This is a genomic window from Clostridium sp. chh4-2, assembly GCF_002899675.1.
GTDB lineage: Bacteria > Bacillota > Clostridia > Lachnospirales > Lachnospiraceae > CHH4-2.
In genome coordinates this window covers 228,539-247,176 of record NZ_PKUU01000003.1, presented here as the reverse complement: position 1 = coordinate 247,176, position 18,638 = coordinate 228,539, and the positions used below count along the sequence as shown (strand labels likewise).

General features: G+C 46.8%; 17 protein-coding genes and 1 pseudogene. 3 read left to right on the top strand and 15 right to left on the bottom strand.

Translation table 11 applies throughout. The features are described from left to right. Positions 1-88 precede the first annotated feature (88 nt). On the top strand, positions 89-1,117 hold the full coding sequence (locus C0033_RS04560; protein ID WP_103226685.1) for a LacI family DNA-binding transcriptional regulator: 1,029 nt from the start codon (positions 89-91) through the stop codon (positions 1,115-1,117). A gap of 52 nt (positions 1,118-1,169) precedes the next feature. Beyond that, positions 1,170-2,051 (top strand): aldose 1-epimerase family protein, encoded by an 882-nt coding sequence (locus C0033_RS04555; protein ID WP_103226684.1) that lies wholly within the window; start codon positions 1,170-1,172, stop codon positions 2,049-2,051. A 217-nt stretch (positions 2,052-2,268) separates the two neighbouring features. Here C0033_RS04555 and C0033_RS27370 read toward each other — a convergent pair. The 15 genes and pseudogenes from C0033_RS27370 to C0033_RS04480 form a co-directional block, all read right to left on the bottom strand. Continuing rightward, positions 2,269-2,358: pseudogene (locus C0033_RS27370) on the bottom strand (phosphoribosylaminoimidazolesuccinocarboxamide synthase); the annotation flags it as partial. A gap of 118 nt (positions 2,359-2,476) precedes the next feature. Continuing rightward, complete coding sequence (locus C0033_RS27755) at positions 2,477-4,141, bottom strand: PTS system mannose/fructose/sorbose family transporter subunit IID (RefSeq protein ID WP_347501032.1); 1,665 nt, start codon at positions 4,139-4,141, stop codon at positions 2,477-2,479. A 119-nt stretch (positions 4,142-4,260) separates the two neighbouring features. After that, a complete protein-coding gene (locus tag C0033_RS04540; RefSeq protein WP_103226683.1) occupies positions 4,261-5,778 on the bottom strand; it encodes a tripartite tricarboxylate transporter permease in 1,518 nt (505 codons plus the stop codon). A 12-nt stretch (positions 5,779-5,790) separates the two neighbouring features. Next, complete coding sequence (locus tag C0033_RS04535; protein WP_103226682.1) at positions 5,791-6,234, bottom strand: tripartite tricarboxylate transporter TctB family protein; 444 nt, start codon at positions 6,232-6,234, stop codon at positions 5,791-5,793. A gap of 39 nt (positions 6,235-6,273) precedes the next feature. Continuing rightward, a complete protein-coding gene (locus tag C0033_RS04530) occupies positions 6,274-7,383 on the bottom strand; it encodes a tripartite tricarboxylate transporter substrate binding protein (protein WP_103226681.1) in 1,110 nt (369 codons plus the stop codon). A gap of 118 nt (positions 7,384-7,501) precedes the next feature. Then, positions 7,502-9,031: a hypothetical protein gene (locus C0033_RS04525; RefSeq protein WP_180994561.1), complete on the bottom strand. Its 1,530-nt coding sequence runs from the start codon at positions 9,029-9,031 to the stop codon at positions 7,502-7,504. Positions 9,032-9,193: 162 nt separating this feature from the next. Beyond that, positions 9,194-10,366 (bottom strand): ROK family transcriptional regulator, encoded by a 1,173-nt coding sequence (locus tag C0033_RS04520; RefSeq protein WP_103226680.1) that lies wholly within the window; start codon positions 10,364-10,366, stop codon positions 9,194-9,196. Positions 10,367-10,444: 78 nt separating this feature from the next. Beyond that, the gene (locus C0033_RS04515) at positions 10,445-10,993 is read right to left on the bottom strand and encodes a GNAT family N-acetyltransferase (RefSeq protein WP_180994560.1); all 549 of its coding nucleotides are present in this window, start codon (positions 10,991-10,993) and stop codon (positions 10,445-10,447) included. A gap of 2 nt (positions 10,994-10,995) precedes the next feature. Beyond that, complete coding sequence (locus C0033_RS04510; RefSeq protein ID WP_103226678.1) at positions 10,996-12,393, bottom strand: MATE family efflux transporter; 1,398 nt, start codon at positions 12,391-12,393, stop codon at positions 10,996-10,998. Continuing rightward, positions 12,383-13,369, bottom strand: a complete 987-nt coding sequence (locus tag C0033_RS04505; protein ID WP_180994559.1) for a glycerophosphodiester phosphodiesterase family protein — start codon at positions 13,367-13,369, stop codon at positions 12,383-12,385. Before C0033_RS04505 ends, C0033_RS04510 begins: the two co-directional genes overlap by 11 nt. After that, complete coding sequence (locus C0033_RS04500; protein ID WP_103226676.1) at positions 13,369-14,211, bottom strand: ABC transporter permease subunit; 843 nt, start codon at positions 14,209-14,211, stop codon at positions 13,369-13,371. Before C0033_RS04500 ends, C0033_RS04505 begins: the two co-directional genes overlap by 1 nt. Positions 14,212-14,225: 14 nt before the next feature. Continuing rightward, positions 14,226-15,380, bottom strand: a complete 1,155-nt coding sequence (locus C0033_RS04495; RefSeq protein ID WP_103226675.1) for an extracellular solute-binding protein — start codon at positions 15,378-15,380, stop codon at positions 14,226-14,228. Between the two features lie 34 nt (positions 15,381-15,414). Beyond that, on the bottom strand, positions 15,415-16,356 hold the full coding sequence (locus C0033_RS04490; protein ID WP_242984414.1) for an ABC transporter ATP-binding protein: 942 nt from the start codon (positions 16,354-16,356) through the stop codon (positions 15,415-15,417). Positions 16,357-16,390: 34 nt separating this feature from the next. Then, positions 16,391-17,230, bottom strand: coding sequence for an ABC transporter permease subunit (locus tag C0033_RS04485; RefSeq protein ID WP_103226673.1), 840 nt, complete (start codon positions 17,228-17,230; stop codon positions 16,391-16,393). Further along, a complete protein-coding gene (locus C0033_RS04480; protein ID WP_180994558.1) occupies positions 17,227-17,913 on the bottom strand; it encodes a glycerophosphodiester phosphodiesterase in 687 nt (228 codons plus the stop codon). The genes C0033_RS04485 and C0033_RS04480 overlap by 4 nt, the downstream gene beginning before the upstream one ends. A gap of 225 nt (positions 17,914-18,138) precedes the next feature. Here C0033_RS04480 and C0033_RS04470 point away from each other — a divergent pair, with 225 nt between their 5' ends. After that, the gene (locus C0033_RS04470) at positions 18,139-18,624 is read left to right on the top strand and encodes a DUF6669 family protein (protein WP_103226670.1); all 486 of its coding nucleotides are present in this window, start codon (positions 18,139-18,141) and stop codon (positions 18,622-18,624) included. Positions 18,625-18,638 lie beyond the last annotated feature (14 nt).

The following is an 18,638-nucleotide window of genomic DNA, read 5'->3' as shown; positions in this document are numbered from 1 at the left end:
CGCAGGCCATGCAAGAAGATTCCCCCTCTGAACAATTGCCGATAAAGACAGATACTTATTTCGCCGCGGGGAGGTTGATTCCATTACTATGACATTAAAAGAAATTGCGAAAGAAGCCGGGGTTTCCATCTCAACAGTATCCCGGGTAGTGAACAAAAACAGCACAAATGCCGCCAGCAAAGAGGTCCAGGATAAGATCTGGGAAATCGTGCGCCGGACCGGTTACACGCCGAATCCCACGGCCCGGGACTTGAAAAAGGGCCATATTGAGACGGTAGAGCCGCTTTCCCGTTCCATCGCCTGCTTATTCGCCAGAACTCCGGATTCCATGACGGATTCCTTTTTCTCATCTCTGGCAAGGAGCATTGAGCAGGAGGCGTTTAAACACAACTATGTATTAAAATACTCATTTTCTTCCTTTGACATCAATCACCCCAGCACCTTCCGCCTGATTACGGATAATCATGTGGACGGTGTGGTAATTCTGGGACGCTGTGATAAACAGCTGCTTGGCACATTAAAAAAATATTTTAATTACGTGGCCTATACCGGCCTCAACAATCTGGAAGCCAAATACGACCAGATCATCTGCGACGGCCATCAGGCCAGTTTAGCCGCAACCGAGCATCTGATCGGGCTTGGGCATACGCGGATCGCTTACATCGGAGAAACGGAATACGAAGACCGTTATACCGGATACTGCTCCGCTTTGGCCGCGCATAAACTTCCCATTAAAAAGGAATATGTAATCAACGTCCCTCTTTCTTCCGAGGGAGGCTATCAGGGAGCCAAAAAGCTGTTGGAAAAGAAGACGGATGTATCGGCCCTCTTCTGCAGCAACGATATCACCGCTATCGGAGCCATGCACGCGATCCAGGAAGCCGGACTCAATATACCGGGGGATATTTCCATCATCAGCATTGACGATATCGACACCGCCCAATACCTTTCTCCCATGCTGACCACAGTGCACATTCCTGTGGAAGAGATGGGGCAGATGACGGCGAAAATACTGATTGACCGGATTGAGGGAGGCCACCGCCTTCCCATCAAAATGAACCTGCCGTTCTACATTGCCAACCGGGAAAGCTGTGCGGCCTACAGTTCCAAGAAATGACAGCCATCCACTCAGGCGTCCACAATATATAATGAAAAGAGGTAAATTTATTATGTTAGTAACCATTCAGGATTCGAAAGCATCCGCCGTAATCGACAGCTTCGGCGCACAATTGATCTCATTAAAAGACAGCAGCCAAAAAGAGTACATCTGGCAGCGCGATCCGGATATCTGGCCCCGCTGTTCTCCTCTTTTATTTCCCGCTGTTGGAAATTCAAGAAATGACAAAACCATGTTTGAAGGCGTCTGGTACGATCTGCCGAAACACGGCTTCTGTAAGGAAACGGATTTTAAAGTAACGGAACAGTCCTCCGACAGCGCCTCTTTTGAAATCACAGCTACGGAGACCACAAAAACCATGTATCCCTATGATTTCCGTCTCACACTCACCTACCGGCTGGAAGACGGAGTCCTGTCCATGGATTATAAAGTGGATAATATGGACAGCCGCACGATCTATTACTGCATCGGCGCTCATCCTGGTTTCCAGTGCCCGCTGCTGGACGGTGAAAAATTTGAGGATTATGTGTTGGAATTTGAGAAAGAGGAAACGGCTTCCTGTACGGTTTACGATCTGGAAAAACTGGAATATGACCACAGCCGCCATATCCTCATGATGGATCATACCCGCCGTCTTCCTCTGGATTACCATCTGTTTGACGACAATGCGGTATTCTTCGAGTCCATCAATTCCAGAAAAGTTTCTTTAGTGAACCCGGAAACAGGCAAAGGAATCGAAGTGGATTATCCTGATTTCGAAACCATCGCCTTCTGGACGCCGGATCTGGTAAGAGCGCCGTTTATCTGCATCGAACCGTGGAACGGATCGGCGATCTGCAATGATGAAGATGATGAATTTACGAATAAGCATCATGTTCAAAAGCTGGAAGTGGGCGAGAGCAGAGCTTATCATTTGGGAATTCGAGTTTTGTAATAGAAATGGGCTGTTGCTTATGAAATCATTATTTGAGCAACTATCCGAACCGTGCGGAGGAAATCGTTCTGCACGAATTGATGTATGATCTGTAAACAGTATATTAAAACCCCACGCTTCTGATAATAAAAATCAGAGACGTGGGGTTTTCTTCTGTTATTTTGATGTTTCACCGGTTTCTTCAATGCTTGAAACAAGACGGTCAAAGTCACTCTGTGTAATTGGTATTGTATCGTTTGCCGTCTGCCGCAGTTGTTTCCATTTTGGAAACAACTGATTCTTCCCGTAATTCGCCGGATTCAAAGATGCTCAGCTGTGCTGTATTGGTAGGGGTAAGATATAAAGTTCCGTCTACAGCATCCGTAAGTTTAACAGCATGGGGGCAGGGCCTTTATTGTTTCAAAGACCAGTTAAAAGCTATGCTTTTATCCGATTATCCCGAATGCCGACAGCACAATCCCCACCGCAACCGTAAGTCCAACCAGCTTATACACATTCCATTTTCTCACCTTAATCAGATAAAAGACCAAACCTGTATAAAGCGCAGGCAATAAATTAGGAGCCACTGCATCCAGCATGTTCTGGACGGACACGGTGCTCACCTGCCCGTCGGGAAGTGACGCGGTGTAAGCGAGAGGCGTTGTAATTTTCACGAAACTGACGGTGAGACCTGCGATCACGGTAACGCCGATCATACCGGCCACCTCTGAAACCTGTTCCATCTTTGCGTGAAGGCTTTCCACAATGCTGGACCCCAGCCTGTGTCCCCAGGAGCAGCATAAAAGTTTCAGGCTCACAAGGCAGCTGTTCTGCGCCAGCAGAAAGAAAACCGGTCCCAGTATCATTCCATCCTGGGCCAGCGACGCGCCGATTGTGGAAAATAAAGGCGCCAGACAGAACTGAACCAGAGAATCTCCGATTCCGGCCAAAGGCCCCATAAGAGCCCGTTTGAGGCTCTTGATCTCCTCGGGCGGCGTTTCATTTTCCAGCATTACCAGATGGAGGCTTGTTATAATGGGCAGAAAATTGGGATTGGTGCAGAAAAACTCCATATTGTCCTCAAGGGCTTCCTTCAGGCGTTCATCCTCTTTATAGATTTTCCGGAATGCGGGATACATAATATAGGCATATCCGGTTCCTTCATAGTTTCCATAGTTAAATGCGCTTTGCAGAAAATAGGCCCGCAGGGCTGTTTTCCGGTAATCTTTTATGGTCAGCACCTTTGAAGTTTTTTGAGCGGATTCACGTTCATTGGCATACTCACTTCCATGAATACCCCCCTCCTCATCAGCATGATTCTCCGGCCCTTCTTCTCCCGTAATATCCGCCTGTTCCCCATCGCTTCCGTTCTCCCCGGATTCTCTTCTGAAATATTCCAATAAGGCTATGGCAGTTCCCAAAAGCGCCACGCCGATCACAGTCAGATGCAGATACGCAACTGCCAGATAGCCGATCAGCACAAACGGTATGTATTTTTTCTTTACCATTACGCTCAGGATCATTGCAAATCCGATGGCGGGAAGCATGTTTCCGGCCACGCCAAGGCCAGTGCTGAGCCATCCGGGAATCAGGCCGATCAGATGCTGAAGGCCTTCTGCGCTGTAGGCTCCGGCAAATCCGATGCAGAATCCGGATATCACAAAAATAACGAGCGTAATATTGGCCATCAGGCGGAACCGGACGAAATCCCCGGCCTTTACCGCTTTTCCAATCCCGGCAGTCAGAGTGGTGGCAGCCGTATAAATGGCTGTTATCAAAAACTGGATGGCTACTGCGAAAGGAAATGACAGCGCCAGCGCGGAGCCCACATCGATTCCCTGGTTTTTCATGGTGACGGCGATAATTGTTCCTATGATTCCAGGCCCCAGCGGATTGGGAGGCACCGAGCCGCCCTGAGATACGCCAAATCCCAGAAAAGCCAGCTCTCCCACCGCTCCCATGGCCAGAGCTGTGGGCAGATCGCCGAGAATCACACCCACTCCGGCCGATAAAACCAGACACCGGTTTGTAAATGTCCCAAACAGCATTCCGGTAAAACAGATCCCGGACCAAACACCAATTAATATACACTGAATTAACGTAATCTCCACCGATTGTCCTCCATTGATACGATTTTCATTTTGAATATTGGAAAAGCGGTACCTTTCCTACTACCAATGTAGTGGAAAAAGGTACCGCTGTCAAATACGATTCACTCAATCGTTTGGGTTTATTTGGCCCCGTGTTTTTCTAAGAATGCCTGTTCTGCCTTTCTCTGCTTGCTGTCATTCTTTTTAAGAAGAATGATGAGCACAAATGTCAGGATAATGAACGCCAGGCAAATCGGTCTCTGTACGAAAATCTTCCAGGAACCTCCGGACATTACAAGGGAGTTTCTCAGGTTGGATTCCGCCGTTGGCCCCAGCACCATGCCCAGTACGATGGGAACGGGAGGGAGGTCCACCTTCTGCATGAAATAAGCGACAACGCCGAAGATCAGCATCACATAAAGATCAATTTCCGAGTTTGCGATGGCAAATGCTCCTGTACAGCAGATGATTACCAAAAGGGCTGTCAGAAGATCCTGAGGAATATGGGTGATCTTTACAAATAATCCCAGCAGGTATTTTCCCTGTAAAAACATGAAAATCTGTGAAATAACGCATCCGATTAAAACCGCATATACGAGCGGGCCGGAATTCTGGAACAGCTTAGGTCCTACCACCAGGCCGTGCATGGTAAATGCGCCCAATAAGGTTGCCGCCACCACGTCTCCGGGGATTCCCAGTGTCAAAAGAGGGATCAATGTCGCTGCCGTCGCACCATTATTGGCGGATTCAGGAGCTGCAATACCCTTTAATTCTCCTTCGCCGAATTTCTCACCTTGTTTCGCACAGCGTTTTGCTTCGTTATAAGCGATAAAGGAAGCAATCGCTCCGCCCGTACCCGGGATCGCTCCGATAAAAGCGCCGATACAGGAAGATTTCGCCATGGTTGGAAGCGTGCTTTTCGCCTCTTTAAAAGTCAGATGATCCTCAGGATCAGCCTTATGTAATACGGAACTTCCGCCTTCTTCCGTCTTATTAATGCGGGAGATCATCTGTGCGATGGCATATACTCCCAAGAGTACGGCCAGCATCTTGATACCGTTATAAAACTGAAGGTTTCCAAATGTAAAACGGGTAACGCCGCTTACGCTGTCGATTCCCACGGTTGAGATCAGCACGCCGAATGCGCCGCAGATCAATCCTTTGAGAATACTTTTACCGCTGACAGATGCGATGATGGAAAGGCCGAAGATTGCAAGTGAAAAATACTCCGGCGCGCCGAATTTGATCGCCACTTTGCTGATCTGCGGTGCGAAAAACAGAAGACAGAAAGCGCTGACAAGTCCGCCGAATGTAGAAGCTACAAGGGCCATATCGAGAGCTTTTCTGGGCTTTCCCTTTTTGGCAAGGGGATAGCCGTCTAACAACGTCGCCGCCGCCGCATTGGTACCCGGCGTGTTAATAAGAATCGAGCTGATGGAACCGCCGAAATTCGAGCCGAAAAAGATAGCTGTCAGCATTAACAGAGCAGGAACGGTTCCTAATGCAAAGGTAAATGGAAGAAGCACTGTGATCGCAAGGTTTCCATTCATTCCCGGAATCGCGCCGAAAATGATTCCGATAAATATTCCGATATTGATGAAGATCAGATTCTCCACGGTAAACAGCTGCCCAAGAGCAGACATAATTGTTTGACTCATTCTTCCACCTCCCTATGGCAGCCTGACGTGCAGTACCTGTGAAAATAACAGATACAAAATGACTACTGCGGCAATAACAATAACATAGAACAGCTTTTTACGGCATCCGGTAAATGCAAGTGTTACAACACCTAAAAATACGGTAGAGCCGATGAAACTGTGTTTAAACAGCAATGCATAGATCAGCATTACCACCATGTAAGCCAACGCTTTCAGTTCTTTGCTCAGTTCCATGGTCTTTTCCTCGTCCTTTTTAAACACGAGGCTCTGTACAATCAGGGCGATCCCGCAGACCACACAGAGAAGTGCGATCGCATAAGGAACGGTCCTGGATGTAATTCCGTATGAAACGGAAAACTCTGTGCCGATCTGCTTTGGAATAATCACCGCGCAGATGATGCCGAAGATGATGCTGACAACGCCGGCACATAAATTTGATTTGTATTTTATCTTCATTCTAACCTCGATTCCGCTTGCCTAAAGCAAATTCATATCCTATTTTGCATAGTAAGTGTCGTAGATTTCCTGGCAGGTTGCAGCTGCGTCTTCAATTGTCTTACGAACGGTAGCGCCGTCAGAATCGTCTGTTTCCGCATTTGCATTAGCTGCCAGCTCTTTGTATTCGTCAGTTCCGTAATATTCAACGATAGAGTTGTAGATGTCATCCACAATTGCCTGATCCACGTCTGCACGTGTCATAAGGAAGTTGCAGGAACGGAATACGATGTCATATCCAAGGCTTGTTGCAGTAGGAACGGTAAAGCCGTCAAATCCTTTGAATTCGTCTTTTGAAAATACTACTAAAGGAACGATGGTTCCCTCTTCTACATACTGTTTAGCAACGCTGGTAGCTGCGATTGCACAAGTTACGTTTCCGCCTGAAAGAGCCAGTAAATCTTTTGCACTGCCGTCTGATGTAACTGCTTCTGCCTCAATGCCTGCTGCTCCGAATAATGCGGTGCCCAGCATATGAGTTGTACCGCCCGGTGTGTTGGAACCGAACAGAACGCGGTTGCTCTTTGCATATTCAACCAGTTCATCCCATGTGCTGATTCCGCTGTTGCCAGGTGCCGTAAATAACATAAAGTCTTCTGAAACAAGGGCGCTGATGATCTTAAAATCATCCAGGTTAACCTGTACGTCTTTATTGAACAATGGAGCCAGTGTGAATAAGCTGATGCCGGCTGTCATCATCTCGCATGGATCTGCATTTTTAGATAATAAATCTGCTGCTGCAATCGCTCCGTTTGCGCCTGTGATGTTGTTTACCATAACTGTTTTTCCGTATTTTTCCTGTAAGCCCTGTCCTACAATACGGGAAAGCGTATCCATGGTTCCGCCTGCTGCATTCGGTACGCGGATTGTGATATCATGATCCGGAGTCCAGGCTGCTGCCTGAGCTGCTGTGGTATCTTCTGTTTTTGCATCATCTTTTTTCGCTTCTTCTTTTTTCGCTTCTTCTGCTTTTGTCTCCGCTTTTGTCTCTGCTTTCGTTTCCGCCTGTGTTGCTGCTGTTGTGGCTCCTGAACCGCCGCCGGAACATCCCATCATAGAGATTACCATGGTTCCCATAAGTGCCGCTGCCAATAAACGTTTTTTCATCATAATACATTCTCCTTTTCTTTCCTTGCATTTGAAACTGTTTTTAATATTTCAGATACTGTTCTCAGTGAAAACAGCATAATCTGTGATTTTGTGCCGCCGCATCCGGCTGTTTTTCTCTTTACTTTTCAACAAAGATGGGAGATGTCCACGCGGTATCCCCATTTCTCAGCCAGACTCTCAGCCTGTAATTGCTTCCCGGAGTTAAATCCACTTCTTTTTCAAATGTCATCATATAGCCGGCTTCCGGTACGGCCTGGCGGATTCTCGTTTTATATGCGTTATGCCAGTAAAAATCATCCCTGTAATGCTCCACGTTGCCAAATGTTTTTTCGGCCAGCTCCATGCTCTCCTTATACTGAGGCAGGACTCTGGACGTGTGCATTAACTCTTCCAATGTGAAATGGTATTCGTAGTTGTCCACCTTCAGGCAAATGGTATCTTCTTTTGTTCCTTCCACTTCAAAGACAAAGCCTTCTTTCACCACCGTGCTGGGCCCCATCCAATGTCCGGTGGTCGTGGACATGAAGGTGGTCATATCAAACTGACAGGATTTCTCAGTCACATCGTAAAGCTTCTGTCCAAAACTGTTGAAGCATTTTTCTATGCTCACGATTTTTCCCGGAACTTCCAAAGAGCCGTGCCACTTTCTCATCAGCATATTTTTATAAAATCTTCCGTTTGGGCCCCATCCGAACTCAACCGCAAATTTCACTTTAATCTGTCCGGTCAGCTCATTCCGCTCCCATGTGCCCGCGTGAACGGCCATTTCATCCAATATATTATCCTTTAAGATCTCCACACGGTCGATGGCGTCCGCAGCACAGATATCGAATTTCAGTTTTCCTTTTCCAGCAGGTATTACAGATCCCATGGGCTGTCCGTTAATCGTATAATCGATGCCGATGCGGCTCTTGCTCACGCCGTAAACCCTGCGGTTTTTAAGTCCTTCCCAGATGGCTTCCTTGGTGTTGTCCTCAGCCAGGACGCACATCACACCGTGGTTATAGGCGGCCGGTACATTGTGGTTGTCGCCGGAAGCTATGGCTCCTACATGATATCCTTTTTCCAGTCCCCGTTCATAACAGGTTTCTCCTGTTCTGGGGCCCATATGTAAGTGGCGCTCCATGTCCATGTCGCCGGTATCATTTTCACTGCACCCATGGCTGGAATAGATTTCCGCAAACGGGGAAAATGCTTCGTCGTGGGTATCCCAGTTTTTTCCTCTGCTGTTCAGCTGGTATGCCACATGGTGAGGTATGGCGATGGCTTCTACTCCGTCATAATCCTGTTTCAGTTCCTGATATCTCATGGGATGTTTCATATCCTGTTCATTATCCAGGAAAAATACGTTGTGATCGCCGTCGTTGCCCGACCCCTGCCATTCGTATCCCATGAACATGGGAAATCCGGCTTCGTTCTCCTCTTTCACTTTTTTCCTGACCTGTTCCCAATCCTCTTTTATCTCATCCGCATCGTGAAGGTCTTCCAAACCGGCTCCGGTTTCTGTCTTTTTCATATAGAATGGATAGTAGGCGATCGGCCAAAAATCCATCACCTCTTTGGCATGTTCTGTCCACTGGTCCAGTTCAAGCATCTGTTCATGGTGGATATTGCTGTGCATGTCACTCCATAGTTTTTTATAAGCCATAAATTTTACCTCCAGGATACCTTATAATCATTTCATTTTGAAATTAATAGTGCAAAAATAACAGTTACAAAACTTATTTACAGGCTTATTATATCACTTTTAAATATTTTTTCAATATGAAATTAAATATTTTTTATTATATTTTTCAAAATCCCATTTTTCTTACATCGTGCTCGTCTCCAGAGCGCTTTCCACGGCCAGCCGGGCCACGCTGTTTTCAATGCGGACCTTGGATTTCTCGCGGATCACCCAGTTAATGTCGGAAATCTGGCGCGCAAATACAAGATGTCCCACCTTTTCCTTCAGCTTATCGATCACGCCTTCATAAAACTCAAAAATATCCCCGTAAACCACAATGGTTCCAGGATTCAGCACCAACAGAAGCTGGGTCACCGCCACCGCCAGTTTTTCCAGCGCCTGATCCAGAATCTGATGGGCGTCCGGCTCCCCTGCATTGGCCCTTTTACAGATTTCTTCCAGGGAAACAGGCTCCTTCAGTTCCTTTACCAGCTTGTACTCGGCTTCAATGGCCAGTTTGGATATATACCCCTCCAGATGCCCCCGCTTGCCGCAGTTGCACAGGGCTCCGCCCGGCACCACCAGCATGTGAGCGAATTTGCTGGCCATATTGTGCTCTCCGCTCACCACTTCCCCGTTGCAGATAATGCTTCCGCCCACGCCTTCGTCCACATAGATGTAGACCAGGTCATGATTCAGTTCCATCCTGCCTATGTATTCGTATTTCAAGTCTACTGTCACGTTATTCTCCACCAGAATATAGCAGTCGAACCGCTTTTTCAGGTGTTCCCTGACCCCAATCTCTTCCTTGTCCGAAACGTAGCGGATCAAAGATCCCCGCTCCCGCTCCACGGTTCCACGGGAAGCCACGCCTACGGCCAGCACCTGTTTTTCTTCGATTCCGGCCGCTTTCATGGCCTTGTCCACGCATTCGTCCATCACCGCCAGCAGCTGCGCGCCGCTTTTTACCCCGGTGATTTCAGCCTTATCCGCATAGATGGTCTCATCGCCCAGATTCGTAATGCAGATATAGAGTTTCGTTCTGCTCATATTGATTCCAATACTGTAATAAGCATTTTTTTTCACATTCAACAGAATCGGGCGCCGCCCCACAAAGGTTTGTTCCGTCCCCTCTTCGCAAATCAGCCCCGCATTCATCAGATCCTCTACCACCCTGGTGACAGAGGGCGCCGAAAGAGACAGCAGTTTTTCCAGCTGGCTTCTGGAAATCCCGTCCCGTTTCAAAATCTCCCGGAATACCCTGACCCGGTTCTGAGATTTTATTTGTGCCTTCCCCTTTTTTTGGATTTTCAGCATCTCCATCGTTTCCTACAGCCCCTTTATTTTCATTATGAATTTAATATAATTCTACCATACCACAACCATCCTCAGTTTTCAAGTTCTTCTTACCGCCGAAGCAAGAACAGGCACTTTAAGCGCCTCTTCATTCTGGTTTACATATTCCCCGAATGTCTCCTCTGTAAAATCGAACCCGCACCTTAGGTACAGACGAACCGCCTTGTAGCTCCACGGCTGGGTGTGGAGGTATACGGGATATTCTCCCCGGCTTTCAAAAATCTTCATCACCTTTGCAGTCAAAGCCATGCCAATGCCTTTCCCCTGATGGGAAGGCGCAGTGACCAGCCAGTGAAGGGAAGCCACCAGGCTTCCCTCCATTAAAGAACTATTGTCATACCACGCGATACAGGAAGCCGCAGTCTCTCCCGACTCCGTTTTCACAAACACACAGCAGTCTTTTAAGCGTTCCTGCTCTCTCCCGTATTTTTCCATAAAATACTCTCTGGCCGCGCCTAAGCTTTCAAAATCCCCTGTCTCATACTCCAGCTTGGCCCATTCATTTTCATCCCCATTCCGGTACAAAGTGAAATGGTATCCTTCCGGTAATCCGCAGGTAAACCTGCTCTCCCATTTCTCACACTTCATTATTATATTTTTGTAGGGGATTCTTCGATCCAGTCCCTCTGCCATGGTTTTCCCCTCTCTTCTTTTCTAAAGATTACGGCATATCTTGCCAGCAGCAGTAATACAGCGCTTCCCCAGGCCAGAGGAGTCGACAGATAGATCCCCGTATATCCCAAAACCCCTGCCATAGCCGCACATCCGGCCCATCTGGCAGCCAGCTCCACTACGCCTCCCATCATGGGTACTAACGCCTCTCCGATTCCCTGAAGGGAACTGCGGATCACATGGAGGATACCCAAAAGCCAGAAAAATACGGCTACAATAAGCAGGTATCTCTGCCCAAAGTTTACAATATCAGGGTCGTATTCTTTTAAAAACAGTGAAATAAATGATCTTCCGAACAAAATACAAACCGCCGACGCGATTGCCACCGTAATCAGGCAGATGATAAGCCCGCTTTTTATCCCGCGCTTCACCCTCTCCTTGTTCCCCGCCCCATAATTTTGTCCGCAGTAAGTCTCCATCGTAATTTCCAGAGTGGAAAAAGGCTGGGTAACCAGCGCTTCCACCTTTCCGGCCGCCGTATAACCCGCCACCACGGAGGAGCCGAATACATTCAAATACGCCTGTAGAATCATAATTCCAACCGCAGTCACAGAAAATTGAATGGCCATAGGGATGCCAATCTTTATATGATGTACCGCCTCGCTCCATATGAACCGGAAATGCCTGCGCTTCAGTCTGATTAAAGGATACCTCCTGAGCGCATAGATATGGCAGCATACAGCCGATACCAGCTGGGAAATCACGGTTGCCAGAGCCGCGCCCATAATCCCCATATTCAGCACCAGAATGGCCAACAGATCCAGTATAATATTCATTACAGAAGAAAGGATCAGAAAATAAAGGGAAGTCCGGCTGTCTCCTAAAGCGCGGAGAACACCTGATATCATATTATAATATACCGTTGCCCCGATTCCAAGATAGATGACCAGAATATAAATACGCGCATACGGGAAGATATCCTCAGGAGTGTTCATAATTCTAAGAAGTGGTTCGGCTGTCAGAGCTCCAAGCAGGCTTAACATCACGCTCAGCCCTGCGCACAGCATCATGGACATTGCCACTGACTTTTTCACCCCTTCTTCATTGCCGGCGCCAAATTGCTGGGCCGTCAATATGGAAAATCCGCCTGCCGCCCCCATCGCGAATCCAAGCACCAGAAAATTCATGGCTGAAGTAGCTCCTACTCCCGCCAGTTCCTTCACCCCCACCAGTCTACCGATGATGACAGCATCCGCCATGCTGTACATCTGCTGAAATAAATTGCCCGCTAACAAGGGCAGAGAAAACCGGACGATGATCTTCCACGGCACCATGGTTAACATCTCATCCGGCAAATTCGTTTTATTATTTTGCATATTGATTCCACCAATTCATATAGGGCTTACAACAGTTGGTTTTAAATCCCGCCGTACCTTCCGCCGCTCCGCAGGGCTGGATATCCGCCCACCATTTATGGTAATCTCCCAAATTGGAGAATACCCGGATTCCTAAGTCATTTAATAAGTTTACGTCCTTTTTCGTGTAGGCTCCGGCATTTAAGCCCACCTCATACAGATCATACTCTTTTATAGAAGCAAACGTCTCCTCCGTTAAAAACCGGATATTGGCTCCCAGCCTCAATCCTTCCGGTTTTCCATGGACGGCGCAGTATGTCTGGATCTCCCGGTTATATGCTTCCACGCCTGAAAACAGGATGCAGCGGCCGGCTGTTCCCGTTTTTTCAAACAGCGCTAAAAGCTCTTCCATCATGGCTCCCTCTTTATATTCAATTTCTGCAATGAAGTCTTCCGCCTGCTCTTTCAGCCACAAGAGAAACTCCTCCAGCCGCATCACACCTTCGGTTCTGGGATCTTCCTCACAGGCCGCCCGGTATGTGCCGGCATATTCCTCACTCATCATCCGGTAAAATTCCTCTTCCGTCTGCGCAGCTTTGGAAATGCGGTTCATATGGCAGACGGTTTCTCTTGGAGTCTCCCTTTGATTCCAGGGATAATAATACCATTGTTCCTTTTCAAATCCTCTTCGTGGAAAGTGGTTCAGCAGGTGGCCGCCATAAGGAAGTTCCATGGCGCTTAGCTCTTCCCATGTGAGCCCGCTGATTTTTACCCCAGCAGGATAGTCCGGGCGCCCTGCCATAACCCGGGTCAGTGTTTCATCGTGGAAAACCACGATTTCCCGGTCGCGGGTCATGCGGATATCAATTTCAATCCCTTCCGCTTTTCCGTTTACGGCCGCCTTAAAAGCGCTCAATGTATTTTCCGGCGCGACACTCCAATCTCCCCGGTGAGCAATTCGTTTTGGCCCCTGATAATTGTTTTTTCTATTATGCATCAGCTTTTTTCCCATGCGCTTTCTTTCATATTCGTATAGATATATACCACAGCGGAACCCAGAGAAAATGCAAAGATAATCACGGACAGAGCCGCCGCCCTCTCGTAATTTCCATTGTTAAACTGGGTGAATAATGAAATTCCCAGCATCTGCGGATTGTTTCCATCCATCAGATAAGGAGTGGTGAATGATCCGATATTGCTCATGAATACAAATGTGGAAGTGATAAATATATCTCTGTATGTAAGGGGCAGAATCATTTTCATAAGGATGTGGGGCTTATTGGCCCCTGCGTCCCTGGCCGCTTCGATGGCCGAATCCGGTATGGAGGAAAGCGCGGAAGCCAGCAGCATCGTTGCAAAAGGAATATTAAACCACAGGTTCATCAGAATAATTCCTTTTCCGTTGTACATAAGTCCCAGCTTCAGATTCATACCAAACATCTGGGAAATCCGGTTGATCAGACCGGAATCCCTAATGATCGTAATCATGCCGTTTACAGCCACCAATCCGGGGATAAATCTTGGAAGCAGATACAGCCTTCCCACCCATCTGGATACGGCAGAACCGGAAAACCTCAGATAAATGGCTAAAAAATAGGCGATGGCGATGGCTAAAAACACGGTGGCCAGCACGACGAAAAGCGTGTAGATAATGTTGTTTCTCTGAACCTTATCTGTAAAGAAGAACAGGTAATTGTCCAGACCGTATCCGCCCTCCTTTAACTGCATGCTTCTGATAAAGCTGATGATAATCGGATAAAACACAACGCCAATCAGCAAAATCATGGACGGCAGAATCAAAAGATAGGGCAGAAATCTGTATTTCTCTGTATTTTTCATAAGGTCTCTCCGTATTACTCTAATGTGCCGATTTCAGCATCCCACTTTTCATTTAAAGCAGTGCTCAGATCGCCAAGGCTGCTGATGCGGAATGCGTCAATCTTTAAATCGGAAATAGTCTTTGTCAGTTCAGAATCTAACATTCCGAAATCAATGACTGGGATTGCGGCCATGGTATCAAGCGCAATATTCTGCGCTTCCGGGCTCAGCATGTAGTTGAGAAATGCATAAGCGCCTTCTGAATTTTTTCCAATGGACGGAATCCCAAGTACCACGGTGCTGCCCGTAAAGGACGGTTCAATCTGGCAGATTTTTATGGATTCCGGAAGAGTTCCCTGCTTCATCTGGGAGATGGCCATATCCGCCCATGCCGGTATCATATCCACTTCTTTATTAGCCAGAAGATCTAAGGTTCCCTGATTTTTATTGGGATATACAACTTTTCCTGAAGATTTATATAAATATGGATGAATTTCTTTCACCAGGTCAAATCCCTGGCCCCACTGCTCTTCATATGCCGGATCGCTGGATGTAAGGGCGGCTTCATCCAGGAAATTATATACGCAGGTTGTCACAAATGATCCGCCTGCGCCGCCTGAACCGGGCGTATTATAGGCGAAACGGCCTGGGTTGTCCTTGATCCACTGATACAATTCTTCCGTGGTTTTAGGCGGTGTGGGCACAGTTTCTGAATTGTAAGCCAAAACTACCGTAGTTCCTCTGTATGGAAGCACTAAATCATCTCTGAATGTGGCGTCCACTTTCAGGTTCCTTGTGTTTTCGATCTTGGATTTATCCAATTTGATGAAAAGATCTTCTCCGCCTTCGTCCACATAGCGGGTTACCGTATCTCCTCCCATCTCTACCACGTCGAAATCCGTGTTTGTCTGTCCCGCTTTTTTAGCGGCGATGATTCTGTCTCTCAGGCTCTGCGCTCCTGTACCCGACGTGATGAATTCCAGCTTTGCCGTATATCCTGTATTCGCTTTATTAAATTGTTCAATCTGCTTTTCGAATTGTACTCTCACATTGTCCGACCCTTCGGCCCATACGGTAAATGTCTTATTATCCTGTCCTGCATTGGCCGCTTTTGCGCATCCGCTGAGGCCGGTTATTCCCATGGCCGCCGCCAGAACCATTGCTGTCATCTTCTTACAATTCTTAATCATTTTTTCATTCTCCTCATTCTCTTTTTTACACATATTAAGCTGCGTAAATGCATTTTTTATTAAATAAAAGGGACACTTTATCCCTGACTTTTAAACTGTCCGCCAGACTTCTGGTAAGGTAGGTTTTTACCACGTTATCTCCCACATCCACATTTACTTCTACATAATGGCCCAAAACCATGATTGTTCTCACATATCCCTGAACGGCTCCTGACTGCTCTTCTTTGGTAATCACAACGTCCTCCGGACGTACCGCTATGGTAGAACCGTCATTTTCGTGGAAAAAATTCATCTCCCCGATAAACGATGCCACATATTCCGTGGCGGGCCTGTCATAGATCTCCGTAGGGGTTCCGATCTGCTCCACAATTCCTTTATTCATGACCACGATGCGGTGGGACAGAGCCATGGCTTCCTCCTGGTCATGGGTGACAAATACAACCGTGATGTTCAGTTCCTCCTGAATTTTTTTCAGTTCTTCCCTCATCTGGGCTCTGATCTTTGCATCCAGAGCGGAAAACGGCTCATCCAGAAGAAGGACAGACGGTTTCAATAAAAGGGCTCTGGCAATGGCAACTCTCTGCTGCTGACCGCCTGACAGCTGTCCCGGATATTTATTGGCGAAGCTTTCCATCTTGACTAATTTCAAGCCCTTTTCAATCTCTCTTTTTATCTGGTCTTTTGGCATTTTCTTGATTTCCAGGCCAAATGCCAGATTATCGTATACCGTCATATGGGGCCACAGGTTATAGCTTTGGAAAACCATGGCCGTCGGCCTTTTTTCCGGAGGCAGATTCTGTACCGGGAGGCCGTCGATGAGGATTTCACCTTCATCGATATCCAAAAATCCTCCCAAGGTTCTGAGAATCGTGGATTTTCCGCAGCCGGATGGCCCTAACATGGTCAGGAATTCGCCCTCGTATACGTCGATGTTGATATTTTCAACTCCATCCCCATTTTTGTACTTTTTCTTCATATTTTTGATGCTTAATTTCACGTTCTTTTCCATATTATTTCACACCATAACCTTTCGAAATCGTATCCGCATTAATATACTTTCTCATAACAAACAAGATCACCAGCGTCGGTATAATCAGGATCAGGGACAATACCGGGCCCGCCGTCAACGGGTATTCCATTATCACGCCATATAACTGCACCGGCATGGTTTTAATCTGCGGAAAACCTACCAGCAGGGTTCCCTGCGCCTCTTCCAAGGAACCCAGGAATGTAAATACGCTGGCCACAATAATTCCCGGCATCGCCAGAGGCAAGGTAATCTTAAAAAATGTTCTGAGGGGCCCGGCTCCCGCATCACTTGCCGACTCCTCCTGCTGCCTGTGGACGCTTCTGAACGCTCCCGAAGGAATCCAGGTCATAAACATCATGGAATTTAGGATGTGGATGATAACCACACCCACAAATGTTCCCATCAGGTTCAGCTTGTAAAAAATTATTCCAATGGATATGTACAATCCCATCTTGGGATACGCATTGCTTAAAAGGAAAGAAAGAAGGAAGATTTTCTTGCCTTTAAAATTAAACCGTGCCAGCGCATAGGCCGCCGGAATGCAGAGCAGAAGGGATACTGCAGTCACCACAACAGCCAGGAGAAACGACATTGCGATAGAACTCACCAGGCTGTTCTGTCCCAGCACGAATTCCCACCATTTAAATCCGAATTTCTGCGGTATAATGGCCGGAACCTCATATTTATCCGCAAAAGCCAGCATACAGAGATTCATAAGAGGCAGATAAAAGAACAGAATAAACACAGCAAACAACAAATATTCCAGGAAATTTTTCTTTCCCATGGCATGATACATAGCTTTGGGTGACAGATATTTCATCGAATGCCTGCCTCCTCTCTGATCTTCAGAGCCGCTTTAGCCGTTCTAGTAGTGATATTATAAACACCGTCTTCCAGAAAACTCTTTATATCCTCTTTTTCATTAACCGTCCACAGAGAGCATTTTCCATTGTGCGCTCCCAAAAACTGTTTAAACGGCTCTTTCCACAAATGGTAGTCCACATTGATACACTGAATCTCATACTGCGGTATTTTGTCCAGTGCGTTTTTCACCTTTTCCCAATACTCCTGACCATGAAGTTTTCCGGCGCCCGGCTCTTCATAAATTTCGGGAAGCAGATTCTCAATATTCAGAAAAATCTTCACCGGTTCCAGCCGGCTGTTATCTTTTCCGATCAGTTCCAGGTTCACCTCCCCCGAATAGATGATCTGGTTTTCCACACCGTAATGTTTTGCCAGTTCCAATACGGAAAGTTCCATATTCTCTTCTTTTAAATCGCAGTTTATCATCTTTTCGGGGTGTCTCTTCAGCCTGTCAAAAGCTGTTTCCAACAGCGGAGCGCTGCTTTCCGCTTTATCATGCGAAAGAATCAGTCTTCCTTTCCCATCTCTTCTCACATCAAGTTCCAGGCAGTCCACCTCTCTTCCAAAGGCATAATCCAAAAATTCAATGGAATTATCTGCCGTACCGTCGCAGCCGGAATGTGCGGTTATCAGTGTCATAATTTCCTCCATTTTCATCTTCCCGGGTCCATTTTCCTGCCCGGGAATAAAATTATATTTCTTGCTTTCTGTTCGAGGAGAAATATATCATGCTTTTGTAAAAGGAAAACGATTAGAAATTTAAATGTTTGTAAAGTGAAGCCCCGGTTATTGACATCTTTCCATACAGCGCATACCATAAGCTTAATATTGAAAGCCGCAGGCGGCGGCGAAAGAGAGGTAACCATGAATCAGCTTTATTCTTTTAAAGGCACTTTAAACAGCGGTTATGTGGGAAATATCATCTATAACCTACATTTAGATCAGGACTTAACCAAGCTCTCCATTCTTTTGATCTACGATAAAGAATACATTACTCATATCGTAAATCCTGACAGCTCTGAAAATAATCATAAATTATCACCGGATATGGAACATGGGATTTCAAAAGCATATGAGAGGCACTACGGCAAACCGGCCGATTGTCACAATATGGAAGAGCTTTTAAACTCTATGAAAACAGAGATCCAGCTGGCCGCATTTATCGACGGCCAATTTGCAGGGAACATCCATATGCCGGGAACAGAAAAAGAAATCCTGATTTCCCACGAGGAAGCTTCTTTCGGATGTCTTCCATGTGAACGGATATCAGGAATGCTGAAAATCGTGATCAATGTATTCAGTGTTCTGGAAGACCATACTTCCTATACATTAGAAATTTGTGGGGAATAAACTTGCCGGAACCG